The 22,182-nt window shown below is 69.1% G+C and carries 14 protein-coding genes and 3 pseudogenes; 12 read left to right on the plus strand and 5 right to left on the minus strand.

Annotated elements, in window-relative coordinates; translation table 11 throughout:
• The first annotated feature begins 135 nt into the window (after nucleotides 1–135).
• From ABZW10_RS17815 to ABZW10_RS17845, 7 genes and pseudogenes are all read left to right on the plus strand, one after another.
• Nucleotides 136–597 carry a hypothetical protein gene (locus tag ABZW10_RS17815; protein ID WP_355366074.1) on the plus strand — a complete coding sequence of 154 codons (462 nt, stop codon included), beginning with the start codon at nucleotides 136–138 and terminating at the stop codon, nucleotides 595–597.
• Nucleotides 598–747: 150 nt separating this feature from the next.
• Nucleotides 748–1,668, plus strand: a complete 921-nt coding sequence (locus ABZW10_RS17820) for a hypothetical protein (protein ID WP_355366077.1) — start codon at nucleotides 748–750, stop codon at nucleotides 1,666–1,668.
• On the plus strand, nucleotides 1,653–5,159 hold the full coding sequence (locus ABZW10_RS17825) for a DEAD/DEAH box helicase (protein WP_355366080.1): 3,507 nt from the start codon (nucleotides 1,653–1,655) through the stop codon (nucleotides 5,157–5,159). The genes ABZW10_RS17820 and ABZW10_RS17825 overlap by 16 nt, the downstream gene beginning before the upstream one ends.
• 249 nt (nucleotides 5,160–5,408) lie before the next feature.
• Nucleotides 5,409–5,591: pseudogene (locus ABZW10_RS17830) on the plus strand (HNH endonuclease); the annotation flags it as partial.
• Nucleotides 5,592–5,742: 151 nt separating this feature from the next.
• Nucleotides 5,743–6,075: a trypco2 family protein gene (locus tag ABZW10_RS17835; protein WP_355366083.1), complete on the plus strand. Its 333-nt coding sequence runs from the start codon at nucleotides 5,743–5,745 to the stop codon at nucleotides 6,073–6,075.
• A gap of 78 nt (nucleotides 6,076–6,153) precedes the next feature.
• A complete protein-coding gene (locus ABZW10_RS17840) occupies nucleotides 6,154–9,444 on the plus strand; it encodes a tetratricopeptide repeat protein (protein WP_355366085.1) in 3,291 nt (1,096 codons plus the stop codon).
• A 66-nt stretch (nucleotides 9,445–9,510) separates the two neighbouring features.
• Nucleotides 9,511–9,642: pseudogene (locus tag ABZW10_RS17845) on the plus strand (HNH endonuclease); the annotation flags it as partial.
• Between the two features lie 153 nt (nucleotides 9,643–9,795).
• Here ABZW10_RS17845 and ABZW10_RS17850 read toward each other — a convergent pair.
• Nucleotides 9,796–10,437: an alpha/beta fold hydrolase gene (locus ABZW10_RS17850; RefSeq protein ID WP_355366088.1), complete on the minus strand. Its 642-nt coding sequence runs from the start codon at nucleotides 10,435–10,437 to the stop codon at nucleotides 9,796–9,798.
• Nucleotides 10,438–10,857: 420 nt separating this feature from the next.
• Between ABZW10_RS17850 and ABZW10_RS17855 the strand changes: the two genes are divergently transcribed.
• Both ABZW10_RS17855 and ABZW10_RS17860 read left to right on the plus strand, forming a co-directional pair.
• On the plus strand, nucleotides 10,858–11,493 hold the full coding sequence (locus ABZW10_RS17855; protein WP_355366091.1) for a hypothetical protein: 636 nt from the start codon (nucleotides 10,858–10,860) through the stop codon (nucleotides 11,491–11,493).
• Nucleotides 11,494–11,683: 190 nt separating this feature from the next.
• Nucleotides 11,684–13,912, plus strand: a complete 2,229-nt coding sequence (locus tag ABZW10_RS17860; RefSeq protein ID WP_355366094.1) for a hypothetical protein — start codon at nucleotides 11,684–11,686, stop codon at nucleotides 13,910–13,912.
• 118 nt (nucleotides 13,913–14,030) lie between these two features.
• Here the strand turns inward: ABZW10_RS17860 and ABZW10_RS17865 are convergent, their stop codons facing one another.
• Nucleotides 14,031–15,173 carry an ATP-binding protein gene (locus tag ABZW10_RS17865; RefSeq protein WP_355366097.1) on the minus strand — a complete coding sequence of 381 codons (1,143 nt, stop codon included), beginning with the start codon at nucleotides 15,171–15,173 and terminating at the stop codon, nucleotides 14,031–14,033.
• Nucleotides 15,174–15,361: 188 nt separating this feature from the next.
• Nucleotides 15,362–16,129: a transposase gene (locus ABZW10_RS17870; protein WP_355366100.1), complete on the minus strand. Its 768-nt coding sequence runs from the start codon at nucleotides 16,127–16,129 to the stop codon at nucleotides 15,362–15,364.
• Nucleotides 16,130–16,163: 34 nt separating this feature from the next.
• Here ABZW10_RS17870 and ABZW10_RS17875 point away from each other — a divergent pair, with 34 nt between their 5' ends.
• Nucleotides 16,164–16,583, plus strand: coding sequence for a hypothetical protein (locus tag ABZW10_RS17875; protein ID WP_355366103.1), 420 nt, complete (start codon nucleotides 16,164–16,166; stop codon nucleotides 16,581–16,583).
• A 386-nt stretch (nucleotides 16,584–16,969) separates the two neighbouring features.
• Here the strand turns inward: ABZW10_RS17875 and ABZW10_RS17880 are convergent, their stop codons facing one another.
• Entirely contained in the window at nucleotides 16,970–19,039 is a 2,070-nt protein-coding gene (locus ABZW10_RS17880; RefSeq protein ID WP_355366106.1) for a Shedu anti-phage system protein SduA domain-containing protein, read from the minus strand.
• 166 nt (nucleotides 19,040–19,205) lie between these two features.
• The gene (locus tag ABZW10_RS17885) at nucleotides 19,206–20,729 is read right to left on the minus strand and encodes a recombinase family protein (RefSeq protein WP_355366109.1); all 1,524 of its coding nucleotides are present in this window, start codon (nucleotides 20,727–20,729) and stop codon (nucleotides 19,206–19,208) included.
• Nucleotides 20,730–20,867: 138 nt separating this feature from the next.
• Between ABZW10_RS17885 and ABZW10_RS17890 the strand changes: the two are divergent.
• Together ABZW10_RS17890 and ABZW10_RS17895 are read left to right on the plus strand one after the other, a co-directional pair.
• Nucleotides 20,868–21,005 (plus strand): annotated as a pseudogene (locus tag ABZW10_RS17890) (exodeoxyribonuclease III); the annotation flags it as partial.
• Between the two features lie 549 nt (nucleotides 21,006–21,554).
• On the plus strand, nucleotides 21,555–22,004 hold the full coding sequence (locus tag ABZW10_RS17895; protein WP_355366111.1) for an endonuclease domain-containing protein: 450 nt from the start codon (nucleotides 21,555–21,557) through the stop codon (nucleotides 22,002–22,004).
• Nucleotides 22,005–22,182 lie beyond the last annotated feature (178 nt).

Here is a 22,182-nt window from a genome sequence, read left to right on the forward strand (position 1 = left end):
CGCATGGCTCCACACCTACAATCACCACCGCGGACACACCGCACTCGCAGGCAAGCCACCCGCCAGCCGCGTCCCCAACCTCACGGGGCAGAACAGCTAGTCTGCGGCGACGTCCCCGCGCTGCTGTGGGAGGCCATGATCGGCTCCGCGCCTGTCCAGCTCCGGCGCCTGGACGGGCCCGCCGGTCCGCTGCACACCTCGCACATGGACGGCACCCACCGCCTGCACCTGTGGCGGGTCCTGGACCTGCCGGTCTTGTACGCCTGGGTCGAGGCCACCGCTCTCCCCCGGCGGCTGACGCCGAACGCGGTGTGCGGCGACGGTGCCGGGCGCGGTGCTTCGGAGCAGGTCGCCCGGATCTGGGCCGGCCTGCACAACAAGGGCCTCCTGCACGGCGACCTCACCCACCCCGGCGAGTCGTACGGCACGCTGGAACTCCACACGGTCCCGGCGCTGTGGCTGCTCTACCCGCCCGCCCTCGCCGCGGCCTACGGCCGCCGCTACGCCGAGGTCTACCCCGGGGCCTGGGAGCACACCGGAATCCCGGCGGACGTCTTCACCACGGCGGAAACCTGGAGCGCCTGGGCAGCCGGCTGACCCGTCGCAGGGTGGCAGGAGCGGCCCAGCAGACCGACAGGCCACTGCCGGGCGCCCGGTCGCTGGTAGCCGTCGGCGGGCAGCAGCCGGATCAGCGGCTCGCTCCGCTTGGACGTCGGGCGCGGTTCCCCGCATCGGTAGGGTATCGGCGTGTCCCTGCGGTGGGGCTCGATGCGGCTGGAACGGGAGGTGGGGCGGGTGACGGTACCTGCGCAGCGGGCGATGGAGCGCGCTCTTGCCGCCGGCAACCGCCTGGTCGACCTCACCCGGCGCGAGCCCCGAGGCCAGGAGCAGGTGTGCCGCTGGGAGCTGGTGGTGACCATCGGGCAGGAACCCGAAGACCGTGCGGCGGCGGCTTGGATCATCGCGGACGAGATCATGAAGGCCCGCACCGACCTGGACGACCTCGGCTACCGGCTCTGGCGCGAGAACGTCCTGGCCGGCACCAAGCCGGTGGGCGTCGACCGCGAGCACGTCCTGCTGCACGCGTCCCCGGTGTTCGAGGCCAACGACACCACCGGCGTGACCGGGTACGTGGGCGAGTGGCTGTGGTACCTGCTGACGCGCGACCTGCCGCCCGAGCCGGGGCGCAGCGTGGTGGTGCTGGATCCGCCGAAGTCGGCGGTGAACGACGGAGGGCCGGACGGGCTGGTGATCCACCGGGTGCCCGGCAGTGAGCTGGGGTTCGTCTTCCGGCTGTGGGAGATGAAGAAGTTCACCGGAAAGTCCGCCACGCCGGCCGACACGATCCGCAAGGCGTGGCAGCAGATCAATAACGAGGGCTCCCGCTACATGGGCCAGTTCTCGTGGGGAGGGCGGGCGCTCGCACCTGACCTGCGGATCTTCGTCGGCTCGATGCCGCGGCAGTGGGTGGATCGGAAGGAGTCGGGCAACGGCGGTGTCAGCATCGCGCTCAACGCTACGGACACCCCGTCCGCCGCCTTCGACCTCTCACACACCCACTTCACCACTCATACCCACGAGGGTGCGCTGCAGGGCCTGATGGTGGCGATCGACGATCTTGAGAACTTCGCGAAGGACGTGAGGAGGTACATATGGAGCGCACTCTAGATCCGGAGGTGCTCGCCTCGGCACTCGGCGAGTACCGGCCGGGCGGCGTGCTGCCCAGCGCGCAGGACCTGCTCAGGGCGATGACCGATCTGGAAATCGCGGCGTTCCGCGGCGAGCGCGAGATCGAGGACGAGACCCTCGCCACCGCGTGGTACCTGCACGGCCTCGCCGCCCTCGACCCGGACACGCCCGGCTACGACGCGGATCGCGTGCGTCGGGCGTTCGCCGCGAGCGCGCACCTGATGGACCTCGCCGTGGGCGACCGGCGCCGGCCGCCGGCCGAGCGGCTCCAGATCGCCTTCGCCGCGCAGGCCGGCTACCGGCGCTGCGAGCAGGATCCGAATGCCACCGCCGTCTACCGGCAGGTGCGCGGCCTGATCGACACCAGCGGGGAACTCCGTCTGCACATCGGCACCCTGGCAGTCGAGGCCGGTGTCGTCTTCCTCGGCTTCGAGAGGACGGATCTGGGCCGGGCACTGCGGAGGTGGCGGCGGCAACTGCGCGAGGTCCGTGCGGTGATGCGCCGCGACTCCCTGGCGCGGACCATGTACGGACCGGCGGAGGCCGTCGTGGAGGCGGTCTTCCACCTGTACCAGTACCTGGGGACCGGCGAGGAAGCGGACCTGGCGAGCGCGCGGCGGCTGCTGGTGGACGTGATGACCGAGACGGCGGGCCGCGGCGACGGTCTGGCACGGTGGGTGGCAGCTCACCTGTTCCAGTTGAGCGGCGAGATGGCGCGCAGCAGCCTGTACCGGCTGCTGCCTGCGGGTACTCCTGCGGCGGTGGCGCGCAGCTTCGCCATGTCGGAGCCCCCGGTGATGACCCTGTGGCCGCCACAGCGCCAGCTCCTGCAGCTGGAGCGGGGCAACCCGCTCGACCCGGCCACCTCGCGCAGCCTGATCAGCGTGCCCACCAGCGCGGGCAAGACGCTGATGGCCCAGCTGGTGATCTGCTCGCACCTGGCGCAGCGGCCCGGTCGGGTGGTGTACGTGTCGCCGATGCGGAGCCTAGGGCGGGAGATGCGCTCGGCCCTGCGGGGCCGGCTGCGGGTGCTGGGGCGGCGCCTGGCCGCGGAGCAGCCGGAGTTCCCGCTGAGCACGTGGGCCTCGGCGGCCGAGTCGGACGGCGGGGACGTGGAGATCGTCACCCCCGAGCGGCTCATGCACATGATCCGCAACAACCCCGAAGGGGCGCTGGAGGACGTCGGTCTGGTCGTCGTCGACGAGGCCCACCACCTGGGCCAGGGCGACCGCGGCTTCGTGCTGGAGAGCCTGCTCGCACTGCTGCAGGCCCGCGCCGACATCCGGCTCATCCTGCTCTCAGCGGCGGTCGGCAACAAGGGCGACATCGCCTCCTGGCTCGACCCGACCCGCGACGAGCGGGAGGTCTACTTCACCGACACCTGGCGTGGCCCGCGCCGGCTGCACGGGCTCATCTACCCGAACCTCATGACGGACCAGGCCGAGCTGACCGAACGCCCGGCGACCGCGAGAACCTCCTCGCAGGTGATCGCCACGGTGCCGGTCGAGGCCATCTTCGCCGTCCGGCCGACCGCCGCCTCCGACATCAGCCTGCTGACCACCGGCGAGGTGGGAACCCGGCGCTACCACGGCCGCAACCCCCGCCAGTGGCGCAAGGCCCTTCCGAACGGGATCGTCAACTACAGGGTCTTCGCCGCCGGTGCCGCCGAACTCACCAACGCCGGCAGCGTCCTCATGGTCGTCGGCACACGCCGTGATGCCCGCAACGCCGCGCTCGCCATCGCCGAGCACCTCCCCCCACGCCCCCGGGCCGCAGCGCTGGCCGACTACCTCGCCGAAGCCCTCGGCGAGGAACACCCGCTGGTGCGCTGCGTCCGGCACGGCGCCGCCTACCACCACAGCGCCCTGCCCGAGGACGTCCTGCACGCGGTCGAAGGCGCGCTGCGCCGGGGCGACCTCCTGGCGATCGCCAGCACCAGCACCCTCACCGACGGCGTCAACCTGCCCGTGCGCACCGTCATCGTCCACCACAAGGTCGACGGCGACCCGCTCACCTACGACGGCGAGCGCACGCTGTCGCCCGCCGAGCTCCTCAACGCCATCGGCCGCGCCGGGCGCGCCGGCCGCGAGAGCGAGGGCTGGATCTTCCTGACCCGCCCCTACGAGCCCCGGCCCGCCGAGTTCGAGCACCTCGACCCCGACCCGGAGCAGTTGCGCGTCGCCTCCACCCTGATGACCGATGAGGCGCTCGCCTCGCTCGCCGCCGCCGAGCAGACCCTGCGCGACGACGCCGACGGCATCTTCGCCCTGGCGGACAGCGCCGCCGCGGACTTTGCCTCCTTCGTCTGGCTCGTGCTGCACCTGCACGCCACCGTCGCCCAGCCGCAGGGCCACCCCCTCGACGCCCTGGACGGGCTGTTCGGCCTCTCCCGGACCGGCAACGCTCGCGCCGCCGACCGGTGGTACGCCCTCGCGGACCGGATCGCGGAGAAGTTCGAGAACACCGATCCCGCCCCAGCCGGCCGGTGGGCCGCCACCGGCACCAGCCTCGGATCCGCCCGCTACCTGGACTGGCTCGCCAAGCGCCTGGCCGTGTACCTCGAGCGGTGGGCCACCGAGAACGCCGACGGGATGTCTGCCGAGCCGCAGGAGTGGCCGCTGCAGCGGACCCTGGACTTCCTCATCGAGCACCAGGTCTTCGACCTCCTCCTCGAACACTGCCCCGAAGTCACCCCGCACTGGGCCTTCAAGGACAAGGAGACCAGGGGCACGGCGATGACCGTCGCCATCGCGCCCGCGCTGCGCGAGTGGGTCTCCGGTGTCGCCATCCCCGACCTCGCCCGCTCCTGGCAGCCCGGCGTCCCCGCCGCCTGGGCACTGGACCAAGCGGTGCGCAACATCAGCACCGCCTTCGGACACGCCCTGAGCTGGACCGTGGGCGCGCTGATCAACCTCGTCAACACCAACCCCGCGCTCTCCCCCGCCGTGCCCCGGCTCAACACCCACACCGCCTGGCACATCCGCCACGGCGTCGACACCGAGCAGGCCCTGACCCTGCTCTCCGCTGGCGTCACCTCCCGGCGCATCGCCCACCTCCTGGGCCGCGAAGCCGCACTCCTCGGGCACCGAGCGGACGCGCTACGGCAGTGGACCGCCCAGCACCACATCGACGGCTGGACGGAGCTCTACAGGGCCGGTGAGTACGAGATCCAGGACCTCCTGGAGTACGTCCGCACCCCCGCCGACCTGATCAACCGGATCATCGACGGCGGCACCGCCACCACCCCCCTGACCCGGCTCGTCCCGGGCACGCCCGACGGGCCGGTCACCCTCGCCCGCCCTAGCAGGGACAGACCGACCATCCGCATCGTCCGGGACAAGCGCCGGGTGGCGACCGTACCGGCGGACCGCCACCTCGACGTCCTCGCCATGCTCGACAGCGGCCTCGACCTCCGCCACCAGCTGCACGGCAGCGACCTGATTACCAGCCGCGCGAACCTCCTGCGCTAGGCGCCGCGCTGACCGAAGCCGACAACCTCGGCCGGGACAGGCGCAGTACGTCACGAGGTCCGGGTCGTTCGCTCACCGGCGGCGGGGCGACGGAAGGTCACGTCGACCAGTGGGTGTCCTCGGCATCCGGCCGGAGGGTCTCGGTGGGCCTGATGAAATCCGGAGAGTACTCGACGCCGCCGGCGTGGATGGAGAGCGTGAGGATGAGCATCCCGTCCGGGCCCGGCACGAGGCTGACGTAGATCGTGCGCGGTGTCCGCCGCCTCGAACAGGGCGAAGGCCGACAAGTCGCCGGACCAGTGGCGGCCGCCGCTGCGATCGTACTGGTGCACCTACAGCAGGGCCTGGACCGACATCAAGCACGTCTACGGCCTGTCCGTCACCGAGCCGGAGGAGGCCGCGCTGAACGAGATGCTCGACACTTGCGCCTAACGACTTCACTCGGCCTGCCCGCCCTGTGTTCTGGTGGGCGGGTTGGTCCGGTCGAAGTCGGCCTTCCCCTGCGCAGGCCTCCGCGCGGGCTCTACGGTGTCCGCATCGGAACGACCACGCGGTCGGGTACTCAAAGGGGTGGGTGGGTCTCATGGATGTTCCGCTGGCGGACGCGGTCGCGGCGGTACGCGACGAACTACTCGAAGCCGCCGCGCGGGCGGGTGACGACCCTCAGGTGGTGTTCGCGGTGGGGCCGGTCGAGATGGAGTTCGAGGTCGAGCTACGCGCCGACGCCAAGGCCAAGGCCGGCTTCAAGCTCTGGGCGGTCGGCGCGGAGACCGAGGCCGGCCTCTCCCGTGCCCGCACCCACCGGGTCTCCTTCACCCTCACCCCTCAGCGCCCGGACGGCGGCGACCTGTTGGTCCACTCCGCCGCGCCGGGCCCGGAGGGCCCCGGCGACAGCGCCGGGCGCATCAGCGACTGAGAACCGGACCCGCGGTCGGCGATCTGGTTCGGCCGCGGCCACGTGGCGGCACGCAGGGCCGAGCGGTAGGGGGCGCGGGTGGAGCGGGTACGGCTGGCCGGGGTGAACGGCCCGGGCGGGCTCGGCTCGGGGTACGCGGTCGGCGGACGCCTGGTCCTCACGTCCGCCCATGTCACCGGCCTGGTCGGTACCAGGGTGAAGGTCTTCCACCCGGCCGGCACCGGCACCGCGGGCGGGACGGTCGTGTGGGCCGATACCCCGGGCGGGCGTGACGACGCCGCGCTCGTGCTCGTCGACGACTCCCCGCACTGGCGGCCACCCACCGCCCCCGTCCAGTGGGGGCGCCCGGACACTGCCCGTCCTGGCACGCCGTGCGAGACGTGGGGCGTCCCCGACGAGGCCCAGCGCGAAGGCCGCGCCGTTGAGGCAGTCCAGCTGGGCGGGGAGGTGAACCCGGGCAGCGGTTTCGTCGGCAACCAGTACGTCATGGACCTGCGCACCCCCGCCACCGGATGGCCCGGCGACGGGACCTCACCGTGGGGCGGCCTGTCGGGGGCGGCGGTGTTCTGCGACCGCCACCTCATCGGCGTCGTCGCCTCCGACCGGGCCCACTCCGCCCACAGCCGCCTCAACGTCGTCCCCGCCTACGTCCTCCACCACGACCCCGCCTTCCGCGCAGCTCTCGCGAACCATGCCGACGGCCCGACGACCGGGCTGGCGGCGGTGGAGTTCCAGGACATCGCCGACCCCACCATCCACGCCGCCGCCCGACGCGCCCCGGAGACACCCGCGGCCCTGCTGGAGGCCGGACGCCAGACCGTGCCCTTCCACGGCCGCGACACTCTCCTCACCGAGCTGAAGGCTTGGTGCGACCGGGCCGGGTTCGGGGCGTGGCTGCTACACGGCCCCGGCGGGCAGGGCAAGACCCGCCTCGCCCACCACCTCGGCCGCGAACTCACCGTCGCTGGCTGGAGCGTGCTGTGGCCGCGCGCCGCCGCCCGCCCCGACCAGCTGCTCGAACTACGACGCGCGGCCAAGCCCCTGCTGGTCGTCCTCGACTACGCCGAGACCCGCCCCGAACAACTCGCCGCCCTCGTCGAAGCCGCCGCCGAACACCCCGGCACCAGCCCGCTCAAGCTCCTCCTCCTGGCCCGCACCGCCGGCGACTGGTGGCAACAGGCCCGAACAGGAAGCAGGCAGGCCGAAGAACTCCTCGCCACCGCCCGCACGCGCCGCCTCACTCCTCTGGAGGACGACCCCGACCTGCGCGTCGGCCACTACCGCGACGCCGCTCACGCCCTCGCCCTTGCACTTCCCACCGTCCCCGACACCGCCGGCCACGACTGGAACGCGGCCGCCGCGGCCCTGAAACCGCCCCGGCGACTCGGCGAAGACGCCTACGGCAACGCGCTCACCCTCCACATGACCGCCCTCGCCGACCTCCTCGACACCGCGCACACCGAACCCGCCGACCACACCGGAGACGACGAGGACGTCCAGGACGTCGAGGACCGACTCCTCGGCCACGAGAGCCGCTACTGGAAGGGCAGCGCCAGCGCCCGCAGCCTCACCCTGGCTACGGACACCCTGGAGACCGCACTCGCCGCCGCCCACCTCACCGGCGCCACCGACCGCGACCAAGCCGACATACTCTGGCGACGCCTTCCCGCCCTCGCCGACCAGCCCCGCGACCGCCGCAACACCGTTACCGCCTGGCTCACCACCCTCTACCCCCCGACCGTGGCGGCTCCCGGCGGACCACCGTGGGGTGCACTGCAGCCCGACCGCCTCGCCGAACGCCATGCCGGCCGCGCCCTCGAAGCCGACCCACGCCTCGCCGACCGCCTCCTCGACGGCGCCGACGACACCCAGACCGAGCAACTCCTCACCGTCTACAGCCGCGCCGCCGCCCACCCCGTCTTCCAGGGCCGCCTCGACAGCTACCTCACCGACCTCTGCGTCCGCCACCACGAGAAGCTGGCCGTCCACATCATCACCACGGCCACCCGTACCGACCACCCGACCCCGCTCATCACCGCCCTCGACACCCTCACCACCGACCCCACCACTCCGCTCAACACCCTTACCGCACTCCACGGCCAACTCCCCGGCACCAGCCACCGCCTCGCCATCACCGCCACCCGCCTCACCACCACCATGACCAGGCACTACCGCGCCTTGGCGAGGACAGACGCGGATGCCTACCTTCCCGACCTCGCCATGGCACTCAACAACCTCTCCATCCGGCTGGGCGAGGTGGGACGGCAGGCGGAGGGCCTGGCCGCCGTTGAGGAAGCCGCCGCTCTCTACCGCAGCCTCGTCGAAGCCAACCCGGACGCCCATCTGCCCAACCTCGCCATGGCACTCAACAATCTCTCCATCCGGCTGGGATCGGTGGGACGGCAGGCGGAGGGCCTAGGTGCCACAGAGGAAGCCGTAGCCATCCACCGCACCTTGGCCGAAGCCAACCCGGACGCCCATCTGCCCGACCTCGCAGGCGCTCTCAACAATCTCTCCGTCGACCTCGGCGAGGTGGGGCGGTGGACAGAGGGCCTGGCTGCTGGGGAGGAAGCCGCCGCTCTCTACCGCAGCCTCGTCGAAGCCAACCCGGACGCCCATCTGCCCAACCTCGCCATGGCACTCAACACCCTCTCCAACCGGCTGGGATCGGTGGGTCGGCGGGCGGAGGGCCTGGCCGTCGTCGAGGAAGCCGTCGCCATCCGCCGCACCTTGGCCGAGGCCAACCCAGATGCCCATCTGCCCGACCTCGCCCTGGCACTCAACAACCTCTCCGTCAATCTCGGATCGGTGGGTCGGCGGGCAGAGGGCCTGGCCGTCGTCGAGGAAGCCGTCGCCATCCGCCGCACCTTGGCCGAGGCCAACCCAGATGCCCATCTGCCCGACCTCGCCATGTCCCTGAACAATCTCTCCGCCGATCTTGGCGAGGTGGGGCGGCGGGCGGAGGGCCTGGCCGTCGTCGAGGAAGCGGTCGGTCTCTACCGGGATCTGGCCGAGGCCAACCCGGATGTCCATCTGCCCGACCTCGCCATGTCCCTCCACACCCTCTCCGACCTGCTGGGATCGGTGGGTCGGCGGGCGGAGGGCTTGGCCGCTGTTGAGGAAGCCGTCGCCATCCGCCGCACCTTGGCCGAGGCCAACCCGGACGCCCATCTGCCCGAACTCGCCAGCGCCCTCAACACCATGTCCAGCAGGCTTGGGGAGGTGGGTCGGCAGATGGAGGGCTTGGCCGTCGTCGAGGAAGCCGCCGGTCTCTACCGTGCACTGGCCAAAGCCAACCCGGATCTCTTCGGACCAGCCCTGCAGCAGTCCCTGGCCGTGGCTCGGAGGGCTCGATCCGTAGCCGGATGAAGCGGCTGCTGCCGCACGCTCCGGCTCAGGAATATGGCACGTTCGGAATGACGCTCCCCGCCAGTCGGAGCCGATGGCTGGACCACCGCCAAGCGCCGCGCGTTCGCCAACGACCTGACCCACTCGCAGTTGATCGCGGTCTCCGCCGCCTCCAACCGCAGCAAGGGCGACAAGAGCCCGGACGCGTGGAAGCCTCCGGGGGCCCGCCGACCGTGCGGCGGTGGCCCCGGGCACGGCGAGCGAGGGCGTGGGCAGCGTCGCGGTAGTGGCCGGCGACCGCCCCGTCGAGGCCGTGCAGCTGCACGGTCGTCGCGCCCGCCCGGGGCGCCAGTAGGGGAGATCGCTGACCGTTCACAGCCGCAACAGGGATCGACGCGCCGGGTCGGCAGCGTCGTGCGTCCGACCGGTCGGACGCCCAGGTTCCCCGAGCTCCCGTCTATCCGCCGTATTCGCGAAATGCGGAATTACGATCCCTCTGAGACCGCCGTGGCCGTCAAGGCGCTGGCAGGATGTGCGGGGGCGGGCCCGGCTGCTCCCGCCCGCGACTGGCGCAGGGCGGTGCCCGCGTACTGCGGCCCCGATCGCCTCGTAGGTGTGCAACCGCCGTACGCGTTCGCCCCGGGAGAGGCCCCGGAACACCCTGACCTCCGCGAGGGCGTCGAGGCCTGCAGCCCCCCGGGTGTGCGGCTGTTCCGAGCTCCTCGCCGAGGGTGAGCCGAATCTCCGTGAGGAAGTCGGCGCTGACGTCGCCGGATGGGCCGCACCGGTCGGCAGCACCGCGTCGATCAGGACCAGTCCGGCCACCTCGTGGCCGAGCGCGGACAATTGCTCGGCCACGGCGTGCGCGAGAACTCCGCCAAAAGACCAGCCGCCCACATGGACGGGATGGCCCGGAAACTCCCGCGCGATCAGCTCCGCGTACCCCCGGGCCATCTCCGCCGCGGAGCCCGGGAGCGGACCGCCGTGAAGGGCCGCCGCGGCAATCCCCCACACCGGTAGCGCCCCGCCTACCCCCTGCGCCAACGGCGTTCACGTGGACAGGTGGACCATGTGGCTCAAGTCTTCCTATAAATAGTCGAATTGACTGCGTGAGGGCAGTGGATCTAGCCTGGGCGTGTACGAGCCCTCCACGACCTAGTGACCGGCATTCGGCAGACGGCCGAACGCTACCCGAACACTCTGACTGGCGGACCTCACAGACTCGTTGAGTCTCAGTAGGCCGTCGAGACAGGACCCGGGGAGCCTGGTGGTGGGGAGACGCAGCACGTATCGCCCGAATCCGTGTCTCCGACCGTGTCTCAGCCCGGTTGGTCGATCAGTTCGAAGCGGTGCAGCCGCAGATCGTCCTGATCGTGTTCGGATTCGAGCGAAAGGCCGGGAACCACCATCAACGCCCATCAGTCGGTCGACCGTTTGTGGTACGTCGACGATTCCGGGATCCCCAAGACCGGCCTCGCGCTCTACACCGCGATCGGGTCTTCCCCCGTACTGGCCCCTGAGGTCTTAGCCGACTGGCAGAACATGCGCCACCGGTGGAACCACGAGCACAGCGTGCCAGTCGGTTTCGAGCTGCACGCGACCGACTTCCTCGGAGGGCGTGGCCGTCCGGGCGGGTTGAATCCCCGCAAGATCGAGCGGTACCGCATGGCCCAGGAGGCCCTCTCCGTGATCGGCTCCTGGCCCTCATTCGACATCGTGACGGTCTACGCCGAAGAGCCCTCGCGCCGGGGGACGGCGAAGCGGCGGGCTTACGAGGGGCTGCTCCGTCGCCTGGACCGGCGGCTGGCCGAGATCGGTGAACCTGCTGGGCTGATCGTCGACGGGGACGGGACCGAGGGGCTCTACGAAGAGGTCCACCAGCTAGTGAACCCGCGGTGGATCCCACTGCCGGCCGCGCAGGCTCCAGCTGACACCTCGGAGTGGCTCCAGATGGCGGACCTGGTGGCACACGCCGCATGCCAGTCGATCGCCAGGCAGGAGGCGAAGCGAATGATGTGGGGCTGGTTCGGCCGGCACCTGCCGAAGGCCCCAGCTCCGGAACGGAGTTAACTGAGGGATCGGACAGGGCGGCGGTATGACGAGACCCCGGCCGTCGGCCGGGGTCCGTGAAAGCAGACCTGGCACGCGCACGGGGCGCGAGCCCTGACTGCGTTCCCCAGTCTAACTGCCGAGGCAGTGGCCAGCCAGTAGAGCAATCGAGGAAACCAGCCAACTTTGACAGCCTCTTGAAAGGAAGAACATGCCTGATGCCAGCGAATCCCAGGTCATCAACGAGGAAGATGGCGACCACGGATCCAGTGTCGTGACACCGGCGAGTAACCCCGAGAGCATTTCGTTCCGCTTCGCGGGAGAGGAGTTCACGGTCTCGGGATTCGAGCGGACCTTGCCGACTCCCGCCACCGCAGGTGATCGTTCCGCAGTGGTTCGAGCGGGTCTGGCAGCTGAAGGCGCTTCACTGGACGAGGACGGGTGGCACGTCGTGGCTCGTGCCGTCGTCTCCCCTGACGCGGCGACAGCCCAACTGCGCTCCTCCAAGGGGCAAGCGCCCGCATTGATCGAAGAACACGTGGAGGGGGCAACGCTCCGCTCGCTCCACACTAGGGTATGGCTGACCGAACTGTTCCCGGGGCACCAGCCGCGGACCAGCCAGGGAGCGCTGCCCGTGAACGATCCGGAGGTCCACGGCGATGTGGACGAGGGCGGACGGCCCTACGCCCGTGTGGTCTACCGCTACCGCGACCGCGATCATCTGCGGGACCACCTGACGCAGACCATCGAGCAGACTCGACACGCCAATCCGAATCCCTACGACCGGTCGATCCTGGCCCGGCGGATCACCCGTGCCGTCATCGCGCACCCGTGCCGGCTCGAGTTCGCCGACGGCAGCGAACACATCGACGTCCTCGCCGTGCGCGACGGCATCACGCGTCTGACCAGTGCCTGGGCACTGCTCACCGAAGGGGAGGCACCGTACGCCGACGACATCGCCGCGACGGCTCTCAAGGTGCTGACCGCCGAGAAGCCCCAGCGACGCGGTGCCAGCGAGAAGGCGCTCAGCCAGCGCATGGCGCTCGGCCGGCAGGAGGCACTCGCCGGCTTTCTCGCCGAATTCCAGCGCGGAGTGAACGAGGCGCAGCCGACAGACCGCGCGGTGCGCCTTGGCCAGACCCTTGTCCTGCCGGCCCAGGTCACGGTCGGCGTCCACCGGCACAGCTCGGCCGGGCTCTCCGCGGAGGAGGTCTTCGACGACGCGATCCGCTCCATCCTCGCCTCGATCCACGTCGAGTTCCGGCATTGGGACGCGGCAGCGCAGAACGTCGAGGTCGGCACCCGGGCGATCAGCCGCATCCGCCTTCCCGGGCTGCCGCAGCACAATCTCCTGGAGGAGATCATCGGGCTCGCGATCGGTCGCCGGAAGCCAGCGGAACTACCCGCTGTCTTCCAGAACAACCGCATTCCGGGCACAGCACTGTGGCGGGCCGTCTACCTGGTGAACTTCCTCACCCGGCCCGAGATCTTCGAGCAGGTCAAGCGGTTCGCCAAGGACATCAAGGGCACCAGCAAGATGAAGACGGCCGGGTACGCGGAACTCCTCGGGCCGGTCATCGACCTGCCTTGGCGCGGGTACAAGGCGGGATCGCTCCAACAAGCGCGGAACGCCTGGGCGAACGGCGGCGTGCTCACCAAGGGCGTCATGGGGAACTGGCAGCCGGTTCCCACGGCGGACTTCGCCGAACTCGTCCAACCCGCGTTGAACGGCAACGAGAGCGCACGGCAGACCCTCGCGGTGGCCGGAGGGGTCGCGCTCATCACGGACAAACTCATCACGCGCAACGTCGGGTCGGCGGTGGGTCGGACGGTCCCGTTCCGCGCCAACGCGGACCAGATCATCGCCGGGCTCACGGAGTCCGAGGAGGGGTTGTGGACCCTGGCCTTCGCCGCCAAGGCCTTCGACCCGGAGCGGGAGTGCCTTAACGCCTTCACCGACACGCAGCTCCTCGGACGCAACACGGCCACGATGTACTCCGTCCCGGCGGTCGACCTTACGGCTGAGGACAAGATCCGCAAGGACGCGGGGGGTGTGGCCCCCGAAGCACTCAGCCAGTGGAGCATCGTGGTGCTCTCCGACCCGGGGAAGGCTCGCGAGGTCGAGGACGAGCAGAACTCGGAGAAGGAGAAGGCCAGCGCCGATCAGTCCATCCACGCCCAGTTGGCGGCCGAGCGGCGAGCCCTGCGCCATGCCGTGAACGACGCGCGGCAGGCCGTGAAGCGGCTGATGGCCCTCGCGGAAGCTCCTGAGGCACGGGCCACTACCTCGCACCCCTTCGGATCAGTCGAGGAGCAGAACCGCATCATCGACGAGGTGCGCAAGTTGGGTGGCGATATCCTCGTGAACTCCCCGGCCGTGGATCGTCGAGATGACGAGGAGCACGAGGACGACGACGAGGAGCACGAGGACGTCGATTAGCCGGGCCTCGTCGGGACGCGAGGGGTGGGGGTGAAATTGACGGGGTGGGGTGAGGGGTGGGCCGATAGGTGGCGCGGACGGAAATTCGTGTTGCTTCTGATGAGGACTGGCCAGGCATCTATTCGTTCCACTCCGTGATCACGGCCGAGGGACGGACGTACGTGTTTCCCGAGAGGCAGGAGTTAGAGGAGCGCGGCCGTCGCGGACGGGAGGATCGTGAGCTCGGCGAGTATGGAGCTGAACAAGCCGGGGCACTGGGTCGCCGCGATCCCGTCGAGTCGCGGATCATCTTGTCCGCCTGGCGACCGACCGGACCGGCATGGGCCGTGGGAAAGCGATCCATCTCGTTACCCCTGCGGCCATGCGGTCGGACCTGGGTCGGACGTGGGCCTTGCAAAGCGCCTGGTAGCGCGGGGAGGACGCGCTCCTCCGGCACCCGGCTGCGGACCAGGACCAGCTTCAGACGCCCGCGGCGCAGTGCCACCTCCTCGATCCTGAGACCTCGGCCCTTGTACAACGTGGTCACCCGCCACCCGAAGACGACGCGCTTCGGGGCGGCGCCGGCCTGGGTGTGGGACACCACGACCGTGGCCAGACAGTCGAGGAAGAGCTCGAAGGGCGCGCTGTCGTCGGTGAGTTCGCGCAGCTGCCCGGCAGCCGAGTCGCGGGCCTCGGTGTCCTTGAGGGGCAGCCGGACGACGGTGACGATCCCGCGACGACAGAGCTGCCGCACCGGCTCCGGGACCTCATCGACGGGCACCGGGAGCATCAGCGCGGACAGGTTCTCGCGCAGTTTGTCGGCCGCGCTGGGGTCGTCCGGGGCCGCCTCGGCCGCCAGCCGGTCGAAGTCCGACGGCCAGGCGAAGCGGAAGCCGTAGCCGTCGAAGGCCTTGGCGCCTGGGCGGGAGACGCTGTAGACCTCCGGGGCCTCGGTCAGCTGACGGACGCTCTTGAAGCCCACGCCCTTGTGCCCGATCCCCTCGTCCGGCCGTTTGGGCGACGCCGCGACCCGGCGCAGCGCGTCGAAGCGCTCCCGCGTCACCTCGCGGCCGCCGTTGGCCACGTAGAGGACCCCGTGCTCGCCCTCGGTCTCGTCGAGCAGGATCTCCACCCGCCCGACGCCCGCCTTGGCCGGGTGCGCGTCGTGGGCGTTCTGCAGCAGTTCGACAATCACTCGCCCCTTGTACTCGAGGGCCAGTACCTCCTCGATCACCGCCTTCAGATCGCGCGAGTCCGTATCGCCCTCCGCCAGGCTCCTCAAGCACGTCCGCGCCTTCCTCACCGACTGTGCCCACACCTGCCGCCGACGGGAACCCGCCGCCCCGGAGTCCTTCAACCGCCGCCTCCACATGCCGTACGAAATCATCCGCAGCCACGCCACTAAAGGCTGTCCCGCAATTGATCTCCGATGGACCGCGGCAGGGTGGTCCGTCTCTGGGCGAGCGTCGCCTACGCGGCCTGGATGAGGTTGTGCAGGCGGGCGATGCCGAGCACGGCATGGTGGACGCCGTCGCCTTTGAGGCGGCAGTCGCGGAGGATCTTCCAGGTCTTCATCCGGGCGAAGACGTGCTCGACGCGTGCGCGGACCTGCTTGTGCTCCCGGTTGTGCTCGGTCTGCCACTCGGTGAGCTCGCCCCCGCGCGGCCGGCGGTGTGGGATGACCAGGTTGGTTCCCGGATAGCCGCCATCGGCGATGACCGTGGTCCTGCCGACGGCGGCCTTCGCGCCGGATTCCTCCCATGCCTTGCAGTCGTTGCGGTTGCCCGGCAGGGGTTTGCCGACAGCGACGACGAGCCGGGTGTAGGCGTCGACGACGACCTGGTGGTTGGTGGAGTACCGGTAGTTCTTCGACTGCGCGGCGATCGTGTGGTCACGGGTGGGGACCAGAGTGCCGTCGACAATCAGTACGGTGCCCTTGCGGAACCGGCGCCGGGGCTTGAGTGCGAGCAATGGCCCGACGTGGTCGATGATCCGGCCGGCCGCCGACTTCGACACCCCGAACAGCGGCGCGAGCTGCCTCAGTGTCAGGTTCGTACGCCAGTAGGCGGCGACCAGCAGGACCCGGTCCTCCAACGGAAGGCTCCACGGGCGGCCCCGGCGCACCGTGTCGACGCCCTCGCGGCGGAGCATCGTGATCAGCTTGCGGAAGTCGCGCGGGCCCAGCCCGGTGAACGGGCCTATCCATGACGGCTCCGACGCCGTGATCACACCAGCCACGCGGTGATCATCTCAGTTGCAGCCTTCCCCGCCCGTGGCCGATCCTGTGCCTTCGACCGACGAGGAGTACGTGGTGGGGCTTGTTCTGTTTCCCGGAGACGACAACACGGACAGCCCGGACATTTGCTGGTCCTACACGGGCTTCGGGATGTTCCGGAAGTGGCTGGCGGACATCGAGGGCATCACCCTCGACGGGATGCACGGCTTCGGAGGGACACGTGCCTGGCGTGATGTGTCCACGGCGCTGGCACCGCTTCTCGACCACTCGGACTGTGACGGCCCCGATCTCACGCCGGCGCAGTGCGCTGCGATCCTCCCCCGTCTCAACGAGATCGCAGTGATGGCGCACGACCCGGGCGATCCCATCTGGCAGCGTCGTATCGAGGACGTCCGCCAACTCGTAGTCGTCTTGCAGGTCTGCATCGAGAAGGACGTGGATCTGCTCTTCGGCTGACCACCAGTCGACGTCCCTCCTTGTCCGGCCGCTATACGGGACAGCCCTTAGGGCACGCATTTGGTCATGATCAATGGGTCCGAGGCCTTGATCCACCAGCTCGGCCTTGTCCAGCACCCTGCGCAGCGCGTCGCCAGGACTGCTCAAGTGAATGAGCGTACGGCCCGTGCACACCGCCTCCGCAGCCGTGCAGTGCCAAATTGTCGCAGCTGCCGACTGGGCTACCGCGAGCTGTCGGATAAACCGTAGCTTTCGGCCACCGGAACAGATCGCACTTCAAGTCAAGACGCCGATTGGCCACGCATTCTGAACCGGGGCGGCGACTTGTTCCGCCGCAATACCCACGCGATGGAGCTCTCGAGCCGATGCTCTTACACCAGCCAGACTCAGCGGTCCTCGACGATGAAACACGCCCGCTGGTAGAGCTCGTCGAACGTGATGATCTCGACGTCCTGGATCGACGTCCGGTACAGCTCGAAGGAGCTGAGCATCGCCGGATTCACAGCACCGTTCTGGATGAACTCCTGGAGGCTGCCGATCACCACTACCTGCCGAGGGCGGGTGGTAGACAGACCTATCTCGACTGGGGTGCCGTCGTCTTCGTAAATGCGCTCGAGGAACTCGCGGGAGATGAGCTGCTGGGCTTTGTTGACGGTCGTCTGCACTTGAGCTACGCCTCCGCCCAGCTCCTTCGATGCCTGGTAGACGCCCGATCGGTACGGGGTCTTGGCGAGCAGCTCTGTCGCGTGGGTCTTGATCTCGCAGAAGAGCATGCTGCTGATCAGTCCCCTGGAACGCATGATGGCGTCGATGCGTTTCCCCGCACCGCTGAAGATGTTGGCGCCTGTGGTGATGCGTTCCAGCTTGCCGTCGTCGACGGATTGGCAGGCGATGAGGTTGAGGCCGTACCCGAAGATCCACTGGTTCTCCTCGAAGAAGGCCTGCCAGACCGCCTCCGGCCCGCGTGTCGTGGCCAGGCTCTCCGCCTGCTGGAAGTAGTCCGGATCGGTAAGCAGTCGCTCGAACCTCTGGAGCTGTTCCTTGCGGTTGCTGATCAGCCGGATGTCCTCTTCCGTGAGTCCGCCGCCGATCGCGGACCTGACCGCACCAAGAACCATCGTCCGGTCCTGACCAGTCAGCAGCTGGACCAGCTGTGCTTCGTCCCCGGTCGCCCACTGGTGGAGGTCGCCGGGAGTGCTCAGGCCGGCGCAGCCCTGGAGGAAGTTGATGACCTTCCAGAAGTTCTCGTGAACGTCGCCGGTGTCGACGAGCGCCTTGACGGCCCGGGTGGCGCCGGTATCAGGGATCATCTGGGAGATGGGGGTGTCCGGCGCCTTATTCTTGTCCTTCTTCCAGAGCTTGATCCTCGGCGTGTAGCTGTCGCCCTTCTTGATGATGGTGACGTTGAGCAGGGTCGCTACCTGGGGCCGGTCGTCGAGGACGAAGCTGGTGATCATTCGGCGTGCGCGGGTGTCGTAGAGGTGCTGGAGCCCGTCGCCGTGGTGGGAACCGCGGATCTCCAGGCTGGCGAAGTCCCCTTTGGTGACGTCGAACTCGGTGGTGGTGAAGGGGAGACGGAAGCCGCGAACGATGGGGGTGGCAGGTGCAGCGGCCTGGGTCCGCCAGTCCGGCGCGATGTTGGGCATCGGCCGGGGATCGCCCTCGACCACGAGGCCCTGGACGTCGGTGCGCCCGAGCTGGCCGAGCACGGTCTCCAGCGTCCGCCAGATCAACCCCTTCGTCTCTTCGGTGACGGTGTGCAGGAGCTCGCGCTCCACCGTCAAGACCGCCTCGTAGGTGTCCGCCGTCCAGCTGTCACCAGGCATGGGGTGGAAGAACCCGCCGTCGCGGCGCAGGGTCAGGACCGCGGTGCGCAGCAGGTCGCGTGCGCTCTCCTCGCCGGCGCAGTCCAGGAGGCTGTAGGTCTGACCGAGGACCAGGTCGAGCTTGCCAGTGTCTTCGTCGCCCAGTGGCAGCGGGATCAACGGGCCTGTCGGGGTGACGCGGACCGGGGTGTACAGCGGTCGGCCGGAGACGAGCTCGTAGGAGCGCAGGCCCCATCCGTCTGGCGCCAGAAGCCGGTTCAGTTCATCGACGTACGCCATCGCCTCCTCGACATCGGCTGCCACCTCGGGATGGACCATCCGTGCCAGAAAGGCGAGCAGTACCTCGTCCGGCCCGTGGGCAAGCTCCAACCTGGGGTCCTCGAAGATCCAGTCGTCGGGCAGGTCATCGTTGTTGAATCGGTGCTGCTGGATATCGTCCCGGACAGTCGGAAGCTGGCTGTTCTCAGGCTGAGGATGGTCAAGGTCGTATAGGCCCTCCAGGAACGTGACCTCGTCCAGCTTCCCCCACCAGGGGCTCGACATCCCACGCAAGTACTTGAAGATGTCTTGCCGCGTCACCACAGTGATCTCTGGTCGAGCGTGCGCTGGGTCGGAGTCATTGGACGTCATGCCTACATGATGGACGGCTGGTGTGCCATGCGGAGGGCTATTGGGACATTCCGCTCTCACTCAGACATCAACATGTCTGGCTGGCTGGCCGCGAGAACGCCGCAGCACGTCCGGGCGAGGCTGCGGGTGGCGGCAAGGCTCTGGCCGGTCCCACCGTCGGTCCGGGTCACCCGACGGACGCCGAGCCATCGACGCACTCCAGCTCTCGCACTCGCTCTTGAAATTCGGCGGGCAGATACCAGCCCTCGATGGCCGGTGTCATGTAGAGGCGGGCCTTGAGGCCGAGGAGCAGCTGGCGACGATGTTCCTGGTCCGCCTGGGTCCAGGCGTCGCCGAAGGTCTCGCCGGTCTCGACCTCGACCCAGGCGGAGGGGCGTTGCGGGAGGGCGGCGAGGCGGCGGCGTTCGTCAACGAGGACTTCGAGGGCTTCGGCGTACTCGTCGTCGCCGCCGGGGTAGTCGAACAGGCCTCGGCGCTTCTCCTCACGGAGATCCTTCATGGCCGCCGTGACGTGGTTGAGCTGCTCGGTGTGGTCCTCACCGGGGATGAACCTGCGCACCGTCATCGCCAGCCCGGCCAGACCCTCGACCAGGGCGGTGATCGCGGCGGTGACGCGCTCACCCTTGACGGACTGGCCCTTGCAGGCCGGCTTTCCGGCGGTCTTCGCGCAGCGGTAGTACTCGTAGACCTTTCCGTTCTTGGCGAGGTTCACCTGCCGGTAGAACCGGTCACCGCACCGGTCGCAGAGCGCAACGCCCAGCCAGGGCGAGGCACCGTTCGAGCGCTCCTTCGTCACCGAGCGCTCGTCCATCACCGCCTGGACCGCCGCCCACTCCTCCTCCGCGAACAGCGCCTTGGCCATCCGGATCGGCAGCCCCTTGGCGTCGCGGGCGATCTTGCGCGCCTTCACGGAGCGGCCGGTCAGCTTCAGGCCCATCGTCGCCGGCGAACGCAGGATCTTCCCCACGCTCGTCGGGTTCCAATGGTTCGACGGCGCGGTTTTGCGCTTGCTCGAATACGACTCGCCCTGGTTCTTGAACGCGTGCATCGACGGAGTGTCGAAACCCGCCGCTTCCAGGGCCGTTGCGATCATCCACTGGCTCTGCCCCTCCAGCAGGAGCTGGCCCATGTACCGCACGGCCTCGGACGTGACCGGGTCGGGTTCAAGGGTTCGGCCACCACCGACACGGTCGACGATCCGGTACCCGTACGGCGGCTGCCCACCGGCCCAGCGGTCCGTCTTGCGCAGGTGTTTGTGGGCGGCGGTGACGCGGGCCTTGATCCGCTTGAGCTCCATCTCCGCGAAGATCGACGCCAGCATCAGGAAGGTCTTGGCCAGCTCGTTCCCGAACGACGACTCGCGGCCCTCCCGGTAGTCCAGGGTGATCCCGTCGTCGGTGAAGACCAGGACCTTGTGGTTCTCCTCCGCCCAGTGGGCGACGTCCGCGCAGTCCTTCGCCGAGCGGAACGCACGGTCGACCTTCGCCCACACCATCGCGTCCCACTCGCCCTGCCGCTCGGTCAGCCACGGCCCCAGGTCGGGACGCTCCCACGGCGTGATCTGGGCAGAGACGTCCAGGTCCTCGAAGGACCCGACGATCTCCCACTCCTTCGAGACCGCGTGCCGGGCAGCCGACTCCGCCTGGACCAGGTGCGAGACCTTGCCCTCGTCCCCGTGCGTGTCCGACACACGCGAACCAACCACCGCCCGAACCGGCGCCAAAGCTGTCATGCTGCCCATGGGCCTCCCCTACCGCCAAGGCCAGCAGACACCCTCGAACAGCCCACACTCGAATGGGTGGACCTTTTACAAAAGGCGTCGTTCCGCTGGAGAGTAGACCTAAGTGTTTGTACAAAAGGCATGGCCGACAGGGCAGTCGAAGCCTACGTCGAACGCGCCGCCACCCATTCCGAACGCTGGAGCGACCACGCCCCCGTCACCGTGGTGTTCGACATGGACAACTGACGCATGCCCTGACTTCCAATGCACGAGTTCGAGCTCTACTACGACCTCTGAATCAGCCCCCGTGGGCCACCTTGGCAGGAGGCCACTTTATGGCCCCTGACCTGCGAAAACGTCTATCACAAGCTCTCGCTGCTACTCGCCCGTCCTCGCCCTCTGACATGAGTGTGAAATGGCGGCGCCAATAGCTGACAAGGCGTCAGCCGAGCGGTGTCGACGCCGAGGGCCCGCCGCTCTCCTCGCCGAGGGTGACGGGCCCAGCTTGCGCCACCCTCCGCCCAGGGCAGCACCCGCCGTCGCCAGTCGCTCGGATCGCCACACCCTTGTCAGTGCAACCCGCCAGGATGCGCATGGGCTCGTTTGCACAGGGCGAGCGAGCGACTGCCGTGCGAGGGATAGTTGATGGCCGACTCTTCTGCCATGACTCCCGACTTCGTGGAGCAAGTGCTGGCCGCGCAAGCCGTCGTCAGGCGGGATTGGGCGGGGGTCCGCTGCGCAGCCGCCGTGCGCGATGGGCCCGTCGCAGCAGGGACATATTCTTGCCGTCAGTGCATGACCGACGAGGAGCGGGAAAGCGCGGCCTTACTGCGCCGCTGGGCGAAGCCGTTTGTCGAACGATGGCTGCCGCACATCTGGCCGGCGTGCTGGTTCTGGCCGCTCCCCGACACGGGAGGAACGCACTGGGCGTCCGAGACCACTTCTCTGTTCAACTGGCAGCAGGGCCGGTGCGCGATCTGTTGGTGGCAGGAAACTCGCCCCGAGGCCCGCCGCTGCCGAGAATCGGGATTGGTTCAGGATCATGATCACGCCACCGGCATGCTGCGTGGATATCTTTACACTTGGTGTAATTCATCCGAAGGTAACCGCACTACGGATGGCCGGTTCCTGAACTACCGACTCCGCCCACCTTCCGAATTGCTCGGAATCCGCTTCCGGTACGGCCGCAAGATGCGGTCGGTTCAAGAATCACCAGGCCAGCTTTCCTTCGGCGATGCGTTCTAGCCCCCATTGCAAGCGGAGGCAGCCGGCTCCCTATGCTCTTCCAATATGCGGCGGCTACTGCCTCGGCCGGCAGCCACTCCGGAGACCATACTCGGTGGCGACCATCTGCTTTTATAGGACCGCACTAGGGGCGGTGCACCGGATGGCTTGTCGACCACTCGTCTCATCCCCCAATCGA

The organism is Kitasatospora sp. NPDC004723 (assembly GCF_040609255.1).
GTDB lineage: Bacteria > Actinomycetota > Actinomycetes > Streptomycetales > Streptomycetaceae > Kitasatospora.

Excerpts from the sequence above, each read along its gene's own strand:
- ABZW10_RS17815 (WP_355366074.1), top strand. The coding sequence starts at position 136 with ATGATCGGCTCCGCGCCTGTCCAGCTCCGGCGCCTGGACGGGCCCGCC.
- ABZW10_RS17825 (WP_355366080.1), top strand. The coding sequence starts at position 1,653 with ATGGAGCGCACTCTAGATCCGGAGGTGCTCGCCTCGGCACTCGGCGAG.
- ABZW10_RS17835 (WP_355366083.1), top strand. The coding sequence starts at position 5,743 with ATGGATGTTCCGCTGGCGGACGCGGTCGCGGCGGTACGCGACGAACTA.
- ABZW10_RS17860 (WP_355366094.1), top strand. The coding sequence starts at position 11,684 with ATGCCTGATGCCAGCGAATCCCAGGTCATCAACGAGGAAGATGGCGAC.
- ABZW10_RS17880 (WP_355366106.1), bottom strand. The coding sequence starts at position 19,039 with ATGACGTCCAATGACTCCGACCCAGCGCACGCTCGACCAGAGATCACT.
- ABZW10_RS17895 (WP_355366111.1), top strand. The coding sequence starts at position 21,555 with ATGACCGACGAGGAGCGGGAAAGCGCGGCCTTACTGCGCCGCTGGGCG.